Here is a 17116-nt window from a genome sequence, read left to right as displayed (position 1 = left end):
GCGGACGGTCCTACAGCATCAGCGAGGTCGCTCGATTGCTTGCAGAAGCGATGGGCGTTCCGAAGCGGCCGCCCGAAATCCTCGGCAAGGCGCGCTCCGGCGACATCCGCAACTGCTTTGCCGACATTGCCAAGGCGCGCGAGCTGCTTGGCTTCGAGCCGAGCCATCGGCTTGAGAACTCCCTCGGTGGATTCGCGGCCTGGGTTCGCAACACCGTCGTCATCGACCGAGGCGCCGACATGAAGCGCGAGCTTGAAGAGCGGGGGCTGGTGTCATGAGCGAGCGGCATCGCGGCCTCGGCAAAGCGCCGGTGGCCGTCATCGGCGGCAGCGGCTTCATAGGCTCAAACCTCGCCGACAGCCTGTTGTCGGATGGCGAGCCAGTTCTGGTCATCGACAATCTCAGCCGAGCCGGCGTCGAGCAGAACCTCGAATGGCTGGCGCAAAAGCACGGCAACCATCTCAGGGTTGAAGCCGTGGACGTGCGCGACCAAGCCAAACTGGCCTCGGTGCTGACGCCAGCAAGAGCGATCTTCCATCTGGCCGCCCAGACCGCTGTGACCACGAGCCTGATCGATCCCGCGGAGGACCTCGACATCAATCTCAAAGGCACCTTCAACGTGCTTGAGGCGGCGCGCCGGGTGAACGCCCCGGTAATCTTCGCCAGCACCAACAAAGTGTACGGCAGCTTGCCCCAGCTCGCGGTGCGGGAAACGGACGATCGTTACGAGCCTTGCGACGAAGCCATCCGCGCCAATGGCGTGGACGAGACGATCGCCCTCCGTTTCTGCACGCCCTATGGCTGTTCCAAGGGCGCTGCGGACCAGTATGTCCTTGATTATGCCAAGTCCTATGGTCTGCCGACGGCGGTGCTGCGCATGAGCTGCATCTATGGACCGCGCCAGTTCGGCACCGAGGACCAGGGCTGGGTCGCGCATTTCCTCCTCAGCGCGCTCAGCGGCCGGCCCATCACCATCTATGGCGACGGCAAGCAGGTGCGCGACATCCTGCATGTGTCCGACGCGGTTGCCGCCTATCGCGGAGTGCTGGCCAGGATCGAAAACCTCAAGGGACAGGCGTTCAATCTTGGCGGCGGACCGCGGAATGCCGTCAGCCTGCGCTCGCTCCTGTCGGAGATCGCCATCATGACCGGCCGCGACATCGTGGTGCGGCAGGATCTCGAACGCACCGGCGACCAGCCCTTCTTCATCGCCGATACCCGCAAGATAGAGGCCGCGCTTGGCTGGCGGGCGCATGTCCCGTGGCGCGAAGGCATCAGCGACCTTGCCGGCTGGCTGTTGCGGCACCGTCTTCAGCCGCACGCTGAAGTGGCGAGGTACGTCGCATGAAAGTCGCACTGGTCAATCCACGTTGGACGTATGAACACAGCATCTATTTCGGCTGCCGCCAGCCGCATCTGCCCCTGGAGCTTGGCTACTGCAAAGCGCTCTTGGAGACCGACGGCCACAGCGTGCTGATGCTGGACGGGCAGTTGCAGCATCTCGACAACGCGGAACTTGCCGAGCGCGTGGCGGCGTTCGCGCCGGACATGACCGTCGTGACCACCGCGCCGACCTATCTGTTCTGGCGCTGCGCGCCGCCGGAGCTGCGGGTGCCGGCAGAATTCCTGAAGCATCTCGCCGGGCGCGGCGGGCGCACCGCCGCCGTCGGGCCGCATGGCTCGGCGACGCCGGCCCCTACCCTGCGCAAGCTTGGCGTCGATGTCGTCGTGCGCGGCGAATGCGAGGAGGTGGTGGCGGAGCTTGCCGGGCGCGGCGAATGGAGCGCCGTCCCTCACACGGCGCGGCTCGAGAGCGGCGTGCTGGCCTGCAACGGTGGCGTGAGCGTCAGCCGCTTCGTCGACCACCCGGCACTTCATTGGCCGTCCGATTGGATTGCGGCCCATTCGCACCACCATCATCGGTTCGACGCGGACCAGAAGGGCGCCGGTGCAGAGGTGGAAGCTTCGCGGGGTTGCCCCTATAATTGCAGCTTCTGCGCCAAGATCGATTTTCGCGACGCCTACCGCCGCAGGAACCACGACGCGGTCGTCGCCGAGATCGACGGTCTGATGGCCCAGGGCGTCGGCTACATCTACTTCATCGACGAGATTTTCCTGCCCCAGAAGGCGCTGCTCGAGGCCCTTGTCGACCGCGATATCCAATTCGGCGTTCAGACGCGCATCGACCTCTGGAAACCGGAGTTGCTGGAATTGTTGGGCGAGGCCGGCTGCGTCTCGATCGAAGCTGGCCTGGAAAGCCTGACCGTCGAAGGCCGCGAGATGCTGGCCAAGCGCTGTCGGCTGGGCACCGAGGAATTGGCCGCGCTGCTGGTCGATGCCCGCCGCTATGTTCCTTTCGTCCAAGCCAATCTGATCGGCGTGGTCGAGGACGATCCGGCCCTGGTGGAGTATTGGCGCAAGCACCTCATCGACAACGGCGTCTGGGCCAACGAGCCGGTGCCGCTCTATCCCTATCCGAGCTCGCCAAGTTACCGCGAGCTGTGGGGCGAACCCGACGATTTCGCCTGGGAGCGCGCGCATGAGCACTATCTGGCTTCGTTCCGGACGTTCAGCGACATCCAGGACCAGCGCCCGCGCGCGCTGGCCGAGTTGGAGTCCTCATGCTGCAATCATTGATCCATCGCCCGCGGCGCATCCTGATGACCACCGACTCCGTCGGTGGCGTCTGGCGATATTCGCTCGACCTGGCGCGCGAGCTCACCAACCGAGGGGACAGCGTCGTGCTGGCCGGGCTAGGGCCTCGGCCTTCTCGGGAGCAGGCACAAGAGGCGCAATCCTTCGCGACGCTCGCATGGCTCGAGACCCCTCCGGACTGGATGACGCGCAACGAGAGCGATCTCGACGGCCTGCCCGGCGAGCTTCGGGAGCTTGCGACGGCCTATGCCGCGGACCTCGTTCATCTTAACGCTCCGGCCCAGGCGGCCGAGGTCGATCTGCCCTGCCCCATCCTCGTGGTCTCGCATTCCTGCGTCGTGACGTGGCTGCATGCCGTGCGCGGTCAGGTGCCGACCGATGCCTGGGCCTGGCAGAAAGACCGCAACCGGGCCGGTTTCAATCGCGCCGATATTGTGGTGGCACCCAGCCGAAGCCACGCCGACATGCTTGAGGCCTGCTACGGGCCGGTCGCGCGGCTAAGTGTCGTCCACAACAGTGCTCTTCCCGGCCCGGTCGCCTCGCGCCGCGAGCCTTTCGTCCTGGCCGCCGCCCGCTGGTGGGATCAAGGAAAGAACGCGGCGGTGCTGGATGCCGCGGCTGCCATAACCGAATGGCCAGTCCATGCCGCCGGCCCGCTCGGCGGGCCGGACGGGCAGATGGCGCGTCTCGATCATTGCGTCGCGCTCGGCTCGATCGGCTATGCCCAAGTGCGTCAGCGGATGGCGCGCGCTGGCATTTTCGTTTCGCCATCGATCTACGAGCCCTTCGGGCTTGCCGCTCTGGAAGCCGCGCTCTCGGGCGCGCCGCTGGTCCTCGCCGACATCGCGACCTATCGCGAACTCTGGGACGGCGCGGCTATGTTCTTCGACACGCGCGATCCGCATGCGCTTGCCGGATGCATCGCCCACCTCTCCCGCGACGAAAATTTGCGGCGCCAGCTTGGCCGGCGCGCCGTCCGTCGCGCGCGCAAATTTTCGCCGCAGGCGCAGGCGGTCGCGATGAGTGAAATCTACGATCGTGCGGCGATGGCCGTCGCAGGGCGCTGACCATGCATTTCGTATTCTACACCCATTCCGTCGTTTCCGATTGGAACCATGGCAATGCGCATTTCCAGCGCGGCATCATGCGCGAGCTTGTTGCGAACGGACACCACGCCCTCGCGCTCGAACCCGCGGACGGTTGGAGTCGTTCGAACCTTCTGGCCGAGCAAGGCTCCTTCGCCGTCGAGCGCTTCCGGAAGGATTTTCCCGAGCTGATGCCGGTGACCTACGATGCGTCCTTCGATCACGAGGCCTGGATTGCGAAGGCGGATGTGGTGATCGTCCATGAATGGACCGATCCAGATCTTGTGGCGCGGATCGGGCGGGCCAAGCTCAACGGCGGCAAGTTCACGCTGCTGTTTCACGACACGCATCACCGCGCCGTGTCGGCGACGCAGTCGATCTCGGCACTGAACCTGGAGCACTATGACGGCGTCTTGGTCTTCGGCGAGGCGTTGCGGGAGAGCTACCTTCGCGCCGGCTGGGGCCGACGGGCTTTCACCTGGCATGAAGCAGCGGACGAACGGTTGTTCAAACCCTCTCCCGAAGTCGACGCCGTATCGGATCTGGTCTGGGTCGGCAACTGGGGCGACGACGAACGCAGCGCCGAAATCCACGAGTTCCTCGTCGCGCCGGCACGCGAGCTTGGCCTGTCGGGAACCGTTCACGGGGTGCGCTACCCAGCGCAGGCGCGGGCCGCGCTCGCCGACGCCGGCTTGCGCCACGAGGGTTGGATCGCAAATGCCGACGTCCCGAAAGCGTTCGCGCAGCATCGCGTGACGGTGCACATCCCGCGCCGACCCTATCGGGACCATCTGCCGGGCATTCCCACGATCCGCATGTTCGAGGCATTGGCCTGCGGCATTCCCCTCGTCTCTGCGCCATGGTCGGACGTGGAAGAGCTGTTCCGTCCCGGCAAGGACTTTCTGTTTGCCCGCGACGGCTCCGAGATGCGCCAGCACCTGCGCGACGTGCTGCACGACGCCGCGCTTGCGAAGGCTCTGGCGGCAGCCGGGCTGGAAACCATCCTGGCACGGCACACATGCCGGCGCCGCGCCGACGAATTGTTCGACATACTCGCCGCATGCGGCAATCGCCATGCGGTTGACGGGGTGCCAACAAGGGAGGCCGCCGCATGAAGATCGCCTTTTACGGATCCAGCCTGCTGTCGTCCTATTGGAACGGCGCCGCCACCTATTATCGCGGCCTGCTGAAGGCACTTTCCCGGCGCGGTTACGACATCGTCTTCTACGAGCCGGACGCCTTTGACCGGCAGAAGCACCGCGACATCGAGGTTCCCGACTGGTGCGACGTCGTCGTCTACGAGGCGACGCCGGATGCGCTGATGCAAGTCGCTTGCTGCGCCGCGCAGGCCGACATCGTGGTCAAGGCAAGCGGTGTGGGCTTCGAAGACGAAGCGCTGTTGCGCGCCGTGCTCGACCACGCCCGCAATGACGCGCTGACGGTGTTCTGGGACGTCGACGCCCCGGCGACGCTCAGCGAATTGCGGAACGATGCCGGCCATCCTCTCCACGAGGAGCTCAAAAGGATCGCCCTCGTGCTGACCTATGGCGGCGGAGATCCCGTCGTGTGGGACTATAGGGCGCTTGGCGCCGCCGAATGTGTGCCGATCTACAACGCGCTCGATCCCGAGACGCATTTCCCCGTCGCCCGAGATTCCCGCTTCGCCTGCGATCTCGCCTTTCTCGGCAATCGCCTGCCGGATCGCGAGGCCCGCGTGGAAGGCTTCTTCCTCGAGCCGGCCGGTGCGCTGGAGGACCAGAAGTTCCTGCTCGGCGGATCAGGCTGGGGCGACAAGCCGATGCCGGCGAATGTCTCCTGGCTCGGCCATGTCGGCACTCGAGACCATAACGCCTTCAATGTCACGCCGAAGGCGGTGCTGAACATCAGCCGCGACAGCATGGCCAGCAACGGCTTTTCGCCGGCAACGCGGGTGTTCGAGGCGGCCGGCGCCGGTGCATGCCTCATCACCGACGCCTGGGCCGGTGTCGAGCTGTTCCTTACGCCTGGCGAGGAAATCCTGGTGGCGCGAGACGGCGCCGACGTTGTCGAGATCATGTGCACGCTCACACCAGGGCGCGCAAAGGCGATCGGGGCGGCAGCGCTTCGGCGTGTTCTGGCCGAGCACACCTACACGCTGAGGGCTGAACGGGTTGACGCAATCTTAAAGGCGCATTTCGAGCGCGAGACCGTGGAGGCCGCAGAATGACGAAGGCACTCGATATCGTGTTCCTGGGTCTTTCTCTGTCCTCTTCCTGGGGCAATGGCCATGCGACGACGTTTCGGGGGCTGCTGCGGGGCCTCGACGAGCTCGGCCATCGCGTCACCTTCTTCGAACGCGACGTGCCCTGGTACGCGCACCACCGCGACCTGCGCGACCCCGATTATTGCGACTTGCGCTATTACGACACCGTCCAGGAGCTTCGTCGCAGCCATGAACGAGACCTTCAGCAGGCCGATGTTGTGGTCATCGGCTCGTTCGTGCCTGAAGGCAGGGCGGTCATCGACGACCTCGCGTCGCTGTGCACCGGGCTATTCTGCTTCTACGACATCGACACGCCGGTGACGCTGGCCAGGATTGCCGAGGATGACTGCGACTATCTCGCGCGTCGGCAGATTCCCTATTTCAACCTTTATTTCTCCTTCACGGGCGGACCGACCCTCCATCGCCTGGAGCTCGAATTCGGCGCGCGTCGGGCCGAACCGCTCTATTGCTCCGTCGACCCCGAGCGGCACCATCGAAACCGAAATGTGATCAAATGGGATCTAGGCTATCTCGGCACCTACAGTCCGGATCGGCAACAGACCCTGGAAACGCTTCTGCTCGAGCCTGCGCGTCGACTGCCGGATCGACGCTTCGTGGTTGCGGGCTCGCAATACCCGCACGATATCGACTGGCCCGATAATGTCGAGCGGATCGAGCACCTGCCGCCGGCCGAGCATGCCGGATTTTATAGCCGGCAGCGCTACACGCTGAATGTGACACGCACTTCGATGGTCGAAGCCGGATGGTCGCCCAGCGTCCGGCTTTTCGAAGCAGCGGCGTGCGGGACGCCGATCATCAGCGATCGCTGGCCCGGCCTCGACAGTTTCTTTCCGGCTACGGCGATACAGACGGCCGGCAGCGCAGATGATGTGACGGGAATTCTTCTGGGACAGCCCGACCGCGCCAGGCTCAGCATGGCCAGGCAGGCCCATTCGCTGGTCCTGGAAAGACACACCGGAGTTGCTCGGGCACGAGAGTTCACGTCGATGCTGGCGCGGGCAAGGCAGACACGTCCGGTGCTCGATCTGGATGTCGAAAGTGCAGCATGACAGGCAGATAGGAGAACACACAGATGCGGCGTTCAAGAAAGGCCCAACAGACACGGACGGCGCTTGTCGCCGGCGGTGCCGGTTTCCTCGGTTCGCACCTATGCGAGGCCCTGTTTGGCATCGGCTATCGCGTGATCTGCATCGACAACTTTCTCACCGGCCGAATGGAGAACATTACGCCGCTTATCGGCCAATCGCGCTTCCGGTTGATCGAGCAGGATATCTGCAGCCCGCTGGAACTGGGTGAACCGGTCGACCGTGTCTTCAACCTGGCATGCGCGGCGTCACCGCCCCGCTACCAGGCCGATCCCGTTCATACCACGCGCACCTGCGTGGTCGGGTCGCTCAATCTCCTCGAGCTTGCCGTTCGCGACGGTGCACGGTTCCTGCAGGCATCGACCAGCGAAGTGTATGGTGATCCCGAGCAGCATCCGCAGCGCGAGGACTATCTCGGCCATGTGAACTGCACCGGCCCGCGCGCCTGCTACGACGAAGGCAAGCGCACCGCGGAGACGCTTTGCTTCGACTATCTTCGGGCCGATCGGGCCGACGTGCGTGTCGCCCGTATCTTCAACACTTATGGCCCAAGGATGGACCCCGCCGACGGTCGCATCGTCTCGAATCTGGTCATGCAGGCACTTGAAAAGCGGGCGATGACGATATTCGGCGATGGCCGGCAGACGCGATCCTTCTGCTACGTCACCGACCTGGTCGAAGGCCTGCTGCGGCTCATGGACATCGAGCCCAATCCGCGCCAGCCGATCAATCTTGGCAACCCCGGGGAATTCACCGTCCTCGAGCTGGCGAGCCTGGTGAGGGAACTGACCGGCACCAGGTCGCCCGTGAAATTCCTGCCTTTGCCGGAAGACGATCCCCGCCGGCGACGCCCCGATATAGCCCGTGCGAAGGAGCTTCTCGGATGGGCCCCCAAGGTACCTCTCCGGCAGGGCCTGCTGCAAACGGTCGTTTACTTCGCCGAACTCGAAGGCAGCGCGACCGTGTCGCCCGCCGCCGCGACCAACAGGTCCGGAGCAGACGGATTGGAAACCGGCAGCCCGCAGGATCCCGATGCGTCCCGCGTTCTTTTCACCGAAGCGGAACATCCGACCGAGATTCTGGTTGGGCCCGATAACCGGCACGGAGAACGCAGTCGTGCAGTCGAAGCGATCAGCCAAGGACATCGAGCAGATGGCGGCCGCGGAAACCGCCGCCTTCCTGCGACGAGCCTCCATCACCTACCTCGAATGTTGCGTCAGCCTGATGATGACGCATCTTCAACGCGAAGAAGTCGCAACCATCCTCGAGCGGGAAGCTGACATGCTGCGCAGGCTGGACTGAGCCCCCAGCGCCTCAGATGAATGACGAACAAATAGCATATGAGCCCCGCAGTCTGAGGTCCGAACGTCCACCTCGCCAATGAAGAGGACCCGATATGAGTCTCGGCACAATCCTCATTATTATCCTGATCTTGTTGCTGATCGGCGCGATCCCGGCTTGGCCGTATTCGTCGGGCTGGGGCTATGGGCCTTCGGGCGTGCTCGGCGTCATACTTGTCATCCTGGTGATCATGGCGCTCATGGGCCGGATTTGAGGCCGAGCGGGCGAGATTCCATTAGCCGCACTCCGAACGTCGCGTCCTGCGCTGGCCTCGGAGACAACGCGGCAACGGGAGTATTGAACGTCGACCGCATCGGCGAATTTTCCACCTCTCAAGGAACATTCCTGACCGGTCACAGTTCGGCGCGAGGAACTTACCTCCAACAATAGAGGCGGCGGTTTCGTGACATCGAAAAAGGTTCGCATCGGCATCGTCGGTGTCGGCAATTGCGCATCCTCCCTAGTGCAAGGCCTCACCTATTATCGTCAGGCAAAAAGCAACGAGCCGATCCCCGGGCTAATGCATGCCGATCTCGGCGGCTACCATGTCGAAGACATCGAGGTCGTCTGCGCCTTCGACGTCGCCAAGAGCAAGGTCGGGCGCGATGTGGCCGAAGCAATCTACAACGCCCCGAACAACACCTTCCGTTTTGCCGATGTGGCGCCGATCGGCGTGCGCGTGCAACGCGGACCTACACTCGACGGCATCGGCAAATATCTGCGCGATGAAATCGAGGAAGCGAATGAGCCGGTCGCCGACGTGACCGCAGGCCTTCGGGAAAGCGGGGCCGAGGTGCTGGTGTCCTATCTGCCGGTCGGCTCGGATGCGGCAACCCGCTATTATGCCGAATGCGCGTTGGCGGCCGGGTGCGCTTTCGTCAACTGCATACCGGTCTTCATCGCTTCGCGGCCGGAATGGCGCCGCCGCTTCGAAGAGCGCGGCCTGCCCCTGATCGGAGACGACATCAAGAGCCAGGTCGGCGCTACCATCGTTCACCGGCTGCTCGCCAATCTGTTTCGGGAGCGCGGGGTGCGCATCGACCGCACCTACCAGCTCAACTTCGGCGGCAACACGGACTTCCTCAACATGCTGGAGCGTGAGCGGCTGGAATCGAAAAAGATCTCCAAGACGCAGTCGGTCACCAGCCAGATCGATGTACCGCTCGAGCCCGGCAACATCCATGTCGGACCCAGCGATCATGTGCCTTGGCTCACCGACCGCAAATGGGCCTATATCCGGGTCGAAGGCACGACCTTCGGCGGCGTCCCGCTGAATGCCGAACTCAAGCTGGAAGTCTGGGATTCGCCCAACTCCGCCGGAGTGGTCATCGACGCGGTGCGCTGCGCCAAGCTGGCGCTCGATCGCGGTATCGCTGGGGCGCTCACCGGGCCTTGCAGTTATTTCATGAAGTCTCCGCCGGAGCAGTTCACCGATGCCGAAGCCCGCCTGCGCACCCTCGCCTTCATAGCCGGTAGGGGCGAGCCGATGCTCGACGCCGCGGAATGACAACGACTATTTTCCTCGTGCGGCATGCTGCGTATGACAATGTCGGCCGCTATCTGGCAGGCCGCCAGGATATCGATCTTGGCCAAACCGGCCAGGCACAGACGCTGCGTCTGGCCCGCCGTCTGGCGAGGGAACCGCTCGCGGCCATTTTCAGCAGCCCGCGCAAGCGCACCTTGGAAACCGCGAAACCGATCGCTGTCGCCTGCAATATCGAGCAGATCGGAATCTGCCAGGAATTGGACGAGATCGATTTCGGCGCATGGTCCGGCAAGACATTCGAAGAGCTGGCCGATGACGCCGGCTGGCGGATGTGGAACGACCAGCGACAGAGCGCCCGAACACCGAGCGGCGAGACCATGCAGGACACCCAGCAGCGGATCGTCGACCTCATGGACGTGCTGCGCGAACAGGCCCCAAACCGATGCGTTGCACTGATCAGTCACGCGGACGTCATCAAGGCTGCGGTGTGCAAGGTGCTTGGCCTTCAGCTCGGCGACTGTTTTCGCTTCGACATCGAACCTGCCTCGATCACCACCGTCGTCCATGGCGACTGGGGCTCTAAGCTCATTCGCCTGAACGAAATCGCCTGACTGGAGCTGCCCGATGCGCATGGTGATCTTCGGCCTCACGGTCACCTCTTCCTGGGGAAACGGACATGCCACGCTTTGGCGCGGGCTGATACGCGCGCTGGCGCCACTCGGCTGGTCGATCAGCTTCTTTGAGCGCGACACGCCCTACTATGCCGGCGCAAGGGATCTCACCCATCTCGATGGCGGCCACGTGGTGCTCTATCCGGGATGGGATGATATTGCCCAGGCTGCGGCGATCGCGGTCCGGCAGGCTGACGCGGTCATCGTCACCTCCTACTGCCCGGATGCTGTTGAAGCCTCACGCCTCGCGCAGGAGAGTTGCCGTGGGCTCAAGGTGTTCTACGATCTTGATACCGCGGTGACGCTCGCGCGCATCGAGCAGGGCGAGCAGCCTCCCTATTTCGGTCCGGAAGGCCTTCGCGATTTCGATTTGGTGCTGAGCTACACCGGCGGCGAGGCACTCGGTGCGCTCAAGTCCATGCTGGGGGCGCGCCGCGTCGTGCCGCTCTACGGCCATGTCGATCCGGAGCGTCATCGGCCGGCAAAGCCCAGGCCCGAGTTTGCTGGCGATCTGTCCTACCTCGGCACTTATGCCTCGGATCGCCAGGCCGGCGTCGAGAAGCTGCTCGTCGCGCCCGCCGTCCGGCTGCCGGATCGCCGTTTCGTCATTGGCGGCGCTCAATATCCGCAGGAGTTTCCGTGGAGCGACAACATCTTCTTCGTCAGGCATTTGCCGCCTGCCGATCATCCGGCCTTCTTCTGCTCGTCACGTCTCACCCTGAATGTCACCCGCGAGGCCATGGCGCGCAAGGGCTGGTGCCCCTCCGGCCGGCTGTTCGAAGCGGCTGCCTGCGGCGCCGCCATCGTTTCCGACGACTGGCCGGGTCTGGACGACTTCTTCGAGCCCGGCTGCGAAATCCTGCTTGCACATTCCACCGACGATGTGGTCGCCGCGCTCGGTTTGTCGGACGGCGAGATCGAGGCGTTGCGCCGCCGAGCCCGCGAACGCGTCCTCGACGAACACACATCCGCACGCCGCGCCGCGGAACTGGACCGGATTCTGGTCGAAGCCGCCACCGCGCCAGCAAGCGAACCGATGAAGGAAACAGTCTGATGTTGGGTATCGTGCCTGCGGCGGGGCGCGGCAGCCGCATTCAACCGCTGGGTTTTTCCAAGGAACTGCTCCCGGTTGGCAGCCGGATGGACGGGCAAACCGAGCGTCCGTGCGCGGTCAGCGAGTATCTGGTGCGCCGAATGGTGCGCAACGGCGTCGACAGGATCTGCTTCATCATCGGTTCGGGTAAGTCCGATATCCTCGAATACTATGCGGCCGGCTATGACAGCGCGGCCGCGATTTTCGTGGCCCAGCCCTCTCCCGTCGGTCTTTGCGACGCGATCTTCCGCGCCGCCCCTCTCGTCGCGCCGCAAGAGACCGTCCTGATCGGTCTGCCGGACACGATCTGGTTCCCCGAGGACGGCTTCTGCCATCTGCCGGACGACCGGCTGTCATTCCTGCTGTTTCCTGTAGACCGTCCCGAGCTTTTCGACGCCGTGGTCGTCGATCAGGACGGCCGCGTCGAGCAGATTCAGGTCAAGCAGCAGGACGCAGCCACCGACTGGGTCTGGGGCGCGTTCAAGATGCCGGGCTGCATCTTTCAGCGGCTCGCGGCGCTTTGGCGCGAGCGGGACGGCTGCGACGAGTATTTCGGAACGCTGGTCAATGCTTACCTTGCCGCCGGTGGTGAAGCCTGGGGCATCAAGGCGGGCTCGGCTTATGTCGATGTCGGCACCTTCAACGGCTACCGCACGGCGCTCCGGCTGCTTGAAAACAACGACGCCTCGGAAGACGATGGCACAGCGATATTCGTGCCGCCGAGCCGCTCGCGCGTGCCATCCTTGCCAGGCGAAGGAGGCTGACCATGCTGCATTCCGACGCGGAAATTCGCCGCCGCATCGATGCGCTTGGACCGTGGTTCCACAACATGCAACTGGCGGGCGTGGAGACCGCTCCCGACCATTTCCTCGGCAACTATCCTCTGGTGAAATGGCAGAAATTCGCGGATGCGATCCCGGCCGATCTCTCGGGCAAGTCGGTGCTCGATATCGGCTGCAACGCCGGGTTCTATTCCATTGAAATGAAGAAGCGAGGCGCCGATCGCGTGCTCGGCATCGATTTCGACGTGGACTATCTGACGCAAGCGCGTTTCGCCGCCGAAATCGCCGAGTGCGACATCGAATTCCGGCAATTATCGGTCTACGACGTCGGCGCGCTCGGCGAGACCTTCGACATCGTGCTCTTCATGGGCGTGCTTTACCATCTACGCCACCCGTTGCTAGCGCTCGACCTCATCCGCGAGCATGTTGCGCGCGACTTGATGATCTTCCAGTCGATGCAACGCGGGAGCAGCGAAATCCTCGCGCTCGAACAGAACTACGATTTTTGGACGCTCGACCTGTTCGATCGAACCGAATTCCCGAAGCTGCACTTCATCGAGCACCGCTACGCCGACGATCCGACCAACTGGTGGATCCCGAACCGCGGCTGCATCGAGGCGATGCTGCGCAGCGCCGGCTTCCAGATCCTGCTTCACCCGGAAGACGAGGTCTACTTCTGCCGCGCGTCCGATGAGCCGGCGGGTGAAGGTGCGGTCTACCCGTCGAAAGGACGAAATGATGATTGAAGCCGCCATGATCTGGAACGAGCCCAACAACAAGTCGCATTGGGACCCAGAGCTCGATCCGGACTGGAGCCGCTTCGCCGGCATGACTATCCTGGCGGCGGACGCGATCGGGCTTGAAAACCCGGCGATCACCAGGGTGCTTGGCGGCATTTCGCCGATCGATGCCGGCTTCATGTCGCTGATCAAGGGGTATGGTGTCCTCGACCATGTCGACGCCGTCGCCGTGCACGGCTTCCCGCTCGACTGGAACCTTTGGCAGATCCATGAATGGCCGCAAAAGCTCGGCGAGATCGCCGAAGTCACCGATCTGCCGATTTGGATCAGCGAAGTCGGCGTGTCGAGCTTCGGCGCCGAGGAGGTCCAGGTCTGGGGCCTGCGGCGGACGGCGGAGCTTCTGCTTGGCAACGCGCCCCGCGTCCAATGGTATAGCCTTTATGATTTGCCGCATGCTTGGGGAGCGACCACACGGCATCGCGAGGTGGAAGGCTCTTCCTATTACCGTCATTTCTACATGGGTCTTCTGCGCGAGGATGGCTCGCCCAAGCCCGCACTCGAAGAGTTCGTGCGGCACACTCCGGAAATGGGCCTCGTCCAGTGGTTCCATTTCGAGGACCACCGGCTGGACGACGCCGTCGCCTGGATGAAGCGGCTGGGCGTCACTAATCTGCGCACCGGCCTCTCTTGGGCCGACAGTTTCAGACCGAAGGCCCTCGATTGGTTCGACCGCCAGATGGAAGCCCTGGCAGACTTCAACGTCACCATCACTTTCTGCTTCACGCCCGAGCACCGAGGCCTGCAGCCTCATCACACCAGCCCGCCACAGGCGCCCGAAGAGTTCGCCGAGTTCTGCGCGAAGATGGTGCGCCGCTACGCACCTGGCGTGCGCGACGCCGCGATGCCGATGCGGCGGGTCTCGGCCGCATGAGGTCACTTCGGCTCGATCAGCCATGACGCTTACCGTGCTCAATGTCGCCTATCCGCTTGCGCCTGTCGGCCTCGATGCGGTCGGCGGCGCCGAGCAGGTGCTGTCGATGCTGGATCACGCACTGGTCAGGCAAGGCCATCAATCCATCGTCGTCGCCTGCCGGGGCTCCAGCGCGGCCGGGACCTTGGTCGAGACGCCTGCCGAAACAGGCGCGCTCGACGAGACGGCAAAGAGCCGCGCCCAGGACGCGCACCGCGCGGCGATCGCAGCCGCGCGTGCGCGCTGGCCGATCGATGTCGTCCATCTGCATGGCATCGATTTCGATGCCTATCTTCCCGATGACGGCCCCACGCTCGTGACACTGCACCTGCCGCTTGCCTGGTATCCGGCCGGAGTGCTGAGCCCGGCCCGTGAAGACCTGTGGCTGCACGCGGTCTCGGAGGCGCAGCAAGCAACCGCGCCGGCCGGATCGAGACTGATCGCGCCCATCCCAAACGGGGTTGACGTCAATGCGCTTGCCGCCCCCCGGTCGCATCGCAATTTCGCGCTCGTGTTAAGCCGAATATGCCCGGAAAAAGGCATCCACCTGGCGATCGACGCCGCGAAGCGCGCTGGAGTGCCGCTTGCAATAGGAGGGCAGATATATCCCTACCGGACACATGTTCAGTATTTCGCCGACGAGGTGGAGCCTCGCCTCGACAGGCGGCGGCGTTTCCTGGGACCGCTCGGGTTTTTCGCCAAGCGGCGGCTTCTCAACGCCGCCCGCTGCCTGGTCATTCCGAGCCTCGCCGCGGAGACGAGCTCGCTCGTTGCCATGGAAGCCCTCGCCTGCGGCACGCCGGTTGTGGCCTTCCCGAATGGCGCCCTGCCCAATGTCGTTGAGCACGGCAAGACCGGGTTCCTGGTCAATGATATCGACGAGATGGCGATAGCCATCGACGCTTCGGCCGACCTCGACAACGAAACATGCCGGGCCGAGGCGCGAGATCGGTTTTCGCTCGATCGCATGGTTTCGGCCTATATGGATGCCTATCGGGCATTGGCAAAGCTCGGCGATTCCCGAGCACGGTTGGGAGCCGCCGGGTGAGCGGCCTGCGTGCCGATGTCATCCGCGACCAAGAAGCGCTCGACGGTCTAGAGCAGCATTGGTGGCCGCTCTGGTCGCAATGCAGCTCTGCTACGCCTTTCCAGTCACCCGCCTGGCTCCTGCCATGGTGGCGGACATTCGCGCCGGGCGATCTCTCGGCGATCTCCGTGTGGAACGGAAACGATCTCGTCGGCCTGGCACCACTCTACCTCGAACGGCACGCTTCCGGTTTGCGCCTGCTTCCGATCGGAATATCGCTGAGCGACTATCTCGATATTCTTTGCGCACCCAAGTTCGAAGAAGCCGTCGGTACCTTGATTGCCGAGACTGTGCTTTCGCTCGAATGGTCGCAATGGATCCTGCCGGACCTTTCGAGTGAAGCCGCATCCCTGGAGCTTTTGCTGCCCGATATCGAAGAGAGCCGATCTACCGGCCATGCCGCCTGCCCCGTGCTTGCCTTGGCTGGCGACGAGACGCTTGCAGGGTGCGTTCCCGCGCGGCGAAGACGCCAGCTGCGTCGCGCGCTGCGAGCCGCGCAACGGAGAGGCCGGGTGACGATCAACCGGGCGGAGGCCGCGCCGGAGATATTTCTTGGTCAGCTGATCCGCCTGCACGACGCCCGCTGGGCCGGACAGGGCGGCGGCGTGCTGACGCAAAGCGCGATCGAGTTTCATCGCAATGCCTTGCCCCGTCTCGCCGCGAGCCATTTGGCGCGGTGCTGGCTGATGGAAATCGACGGCGCCGTCGTCGGCGCCTATTACGGTTTTCATCACCACGACCGCGCCTATGCCTATCTCGGCGGCTTCGACCCCGCTTACGCATCGGAGAGCCCCGGCGCCATTCTGATCGGCAAGGCTATCGCCGAAGCCGTTCAGGACGGCGCGCGAGAGTTCGATTTTCTACGCGGCCGGGAGAGCTACAAATACAGCTGGGGAGCAAAGGACCGATGGACCATACAACGGGTCTGGACCCGGAGCGCCTCGCCATGACCACAGCAGAGCGAGTGAGGTCGACCGCGAGGCATATCCTCGAGGATTGCATGGCGACCGACCTGTCCGCCGAAGTCGCGGTCGCCAGATTGGCAGTCGAGACGGATATGCGCGCGCCAGAATTGGCGGACGTCGCATTGGACATGCGTACAAGCGCTGTCGAGCAAAGGGGCTGGCTCGAGGACATCGCTGTGCTTCTTTCAGGCAAGGCAGATGCCTTCGATAGTCTGAGGTCAACGGCAGCTTCGGTTTGTCATGACCGTCTGCGCGGCGAAACCGGTGAGATGACGATCCGCCGGCTGGCCGAGGGCTTTGACGAGGCGGTCGCCATCTCTCCGGCGGCCAGCGTCCAACTTTCGTCGCTTGGCGACGAGGAAAAGCTTTCGGCTGCAACGGCCGAAATCGTCTCCTGGCTGGAGCGACAGGATTTTACCGGCGCGGACAAGACAATACTCGATATCGGCTCCGGCATCGGCCGCTTCGAATGCGCGCTCCACGCCAGAGCGGAGCATATCGTCGGCATCGATATCTCCCCCAGGATGATTGCCGTCGCGCGCCGCCGCTGCGCCGGTCTTGGCAATGTTGAATTCCGCCGGACCTCGGGCCTCGATCTTGGCGAATTCGTCGACGCGGGTTTTGATGGCGTGCTGGCGGTCGACAGCTTCCCTTACCTGGTACTTGCCGGCGTCGCCGAGCGGCACTTTATCGAAGTGGCGCGCGTGTTGCGGCCGGGAGGGATGGCGGCAATCCTGAATTATTCGTACCGGATGTCGCCCGCCGCCGATTCCTCCGACATCCGCCATCTCGCCCGAATATGCGCCATGGACGTCCTCATCGATGGCGAGATGCCTTTCCGTCGATGGGACGGCACCGCCTTTCTTATTCGTCGTACCGGCGGAACATAACCG

General features: G+C 63.9%; 16 protein-coding genes and 2 pseudogenes. All 18 read left to right on the top strand.

The window, feature by feature from the left end; all coding sequences use genetic code 11:
• Positions 1-278, top strand: a pseudogene (locus EOA75_RS03270) (nucleoside-diphosphate-sugar epimerase); the annotation flags it as partial.
• The gene (locus tag EOA75_RS03265; protein WP_127323621.1) at positions 275-1348 is read left to right on the top strand and encodes an NAD-dependent epimerase/dehydratase family protein; all 1074 of its coding nucleotides are present in this window, start codon (positions 275-277) and stop codon (positions 1346-1348) included. The pseudogene EOA75_RS03270 and the gene EOA75_RS03265, both read left to right, overlap by 4 nt.
• Positions 1345-2637: a TIGR04295 family B12-binding domain-containing radical SAM protein gene (locus EOA75_RS03260; RefSeq protein ID WP_127323620.1), complete on the top strand. Its 1293-nt coding sequence runs from the start codon at positions 1345-1347 to the stop codon at positions 2635-2637. Before EOA75_RS03265 ends, EOA75_RS03260 begins: the two co-directional genes overlap by 4 nt.
• Positions 2622-3722 carry a glycosyltransferase family 4 protein gene (locus EOA75_RS03255; RefSeq protein ID WP_127323619.1) on the top strand — a complete coding sequence of 367 codons (1101 nt, stop codon included), beginning with the start codon at positions 2622-2624 and terminating at the stop codon, positions 3720-3722. The genes EOA75_RS03260 and EOA75_RS03255 overlap by 16 nt, the downstream gene beginning before the upstream one ends.
• A 2-nt stretch (positions 3723-3724) precedes the next feature.
• The gene (locus EOA75_RS03250; protein WP_127323618.1) at positions 3725-4855 is read left to right on the top strand and encodes a glycosyltransferase; all 1131 of its coding nucleotides are present in this window, start codon (positions 3725-3727) and stop codon (positions 4853-4855) included.
• Positions 4852-5946 carry a glycosyltransferase gene (locus EOA75_RS03245; RefSeq protein ID WP_095826277.1) on the top strand — a complete coding sequence of 365 codons (1095 nt, stop codon included), beginning with the start codon at positions 4852-4854 and terminating at the stop codon, positions 5944-5946. The genes EOA75_RS03250 and EOA75_RS03245 overlap by 4 nt, the downstream gene beginning before the upstream one ends.
• Entirely contained in the window at positions 5943-7052 is a 1110-nt protein-coding gene (locus tag EOA75_RS03240; RefSeq protein WP_095826276.1) for a glycosyltransferase, read from the top strand. Before EOA75_RS03245 ends, EOA75_RS03240 begins: the two co-directional genes overlap by 4 nt.
• Before the next feature lie 23 nt (positions 7053-7075).
• Positions 7076-8029, top strand: a pseudogene (locus EOA75_RS03235) (UDP-glucuronic acid decarboxylase family protein); the annotation flags it as partial.
• Positions 8030-8484: 455 nt separating this feature from the next.
• Positions 8485-8643 (top strand): DUF3309 domain-containing protein, encoded by a 159-nt coding sequence (locus EOA75_RS03230; RefSeq protein WP_066991972.1) that lies wholly within the window; start codon positions 8485-8487, stop codon positions 8641-8643.
• Between the two features lie 189 nt (positions 8644-8832).
• Positions 8833-9936, top strand: a complete 1104-nt coding sequence (locus EOA75_RS03225; protein ID WP_067320599.1) for an inositol-3-phosphate synthase — start codon at positions 8833-8835, stop codon at positions 9934-9936.
• Positions 9933-10526 (top strand): histidine phosphatase family protein, encoded by a 594-nt coding sequence (locus EOA75_RS03220; protein WP_127323616.1) that lies wholly within the window; start codon positions 9933-9935, stop codon positions 10524-10526. Before EOA75_RS03225 ends, EOA75_RS03220 begins: the two co-directional genes overlap by 4 nt.
• Positions 10527-10539: 13 nt before the next feature.
• The gene (locus EOA75_RS03215; RefSeq protein WP_127323615.1) at positions 10540-11640 is read left to right on the top strand and encodes a glycosyltransferase; all 1101 of its coding nucleotides are present in this window, start codon (positions 10540-10542) and stop codon (positions 11638-11640) included.
• A complete protein-coding gene (locus tag EOA75_RS03210; RefSeq protein ID WP_127323614.1) occupies positions 11640-12443 on the top strand; it encodes a sugar phosphate nucleotidyltransferase in 804 nt (267 codons plus the stop codon). Before EOA75_RS03215 ends, EOA75_RS03210 begins: the two co-directional genes overlap by 1 nt.
• Positions 12444-12445: 2 nt before the next feature.
• Positions 12446-13207: a TIGR04290 family methyltransferase gene (locus EOA75_RS03205; protein WP_067320589.1), complete on the top strand. Its 762-nt coding sequence runs from the start codon at positions 12446-12448 to the stop codon at positions 13205-13207.
• Positions 13200-14132 (top strand): beta-xylosidase, encoded by a 933-nt coding sequence (locus tag EOA75_RS03200; RefSeq protein WP_127323624.1) that lies wholly within the window; start codon positions 13200-13202, stop codon positions 14130-14132. Before EOA75_RS03205 ends, EOA75_RS03200 begins: the two co-directional genes overlap by 8 nt.
• A 22-nt stretch (positions 14133-14154) precedes the next feature.
• Complete coding sequence (locus EOA75_RS03195) at positions 14155-15219, top strand: glycosyltransferase (RefSeq protein ID WP_127245891.1); 1065 nt, start codon at positions 14155-14157, stop codon at positions 15217-15219.
• Positions 15216-16208, top strand: coding sequence for a GNAT family N-acetyltransferase (locus tag EOA75_RS03190; protein ID WP_127323613.1), 993 nt, complete (start codon positions 15216-15218; stop codon positions 16206-16208). Before EOA75_RS03195 ends, EOA75_RS03190 begins: the two co-directional genes overlap by 4 nt.
• Entirely contained in the window at positions 16205-17113 is a 909-nt protein-coding gene (locus EOA75_RS03185) for a class I SAM-dependent methyltransferase (RefSeq protein ID WP_127323612.1), read from the top strand. Before EOA75_RS03190 ends, EOA75_RS03185 begins: the two co-directional genes overlap by 4 nt.
• The last annotated feature ends 3 nt before the right edge of the window (positions 17114-17116 follow it).

This window comes from Mesorhizobium sp. M1A.F.Ca.IN.022.07.1.1 (assembly GCF_003997575.1).
Classification (GTDB): Bacteria; Pseudomonadota; Alphaproteobacteria; order Rhizobiales; family Rhizobiaceae; genus Mesorhizobium.
This window is presented reverse-complemented; position numbering and strand designations above follow the sequence as displayed.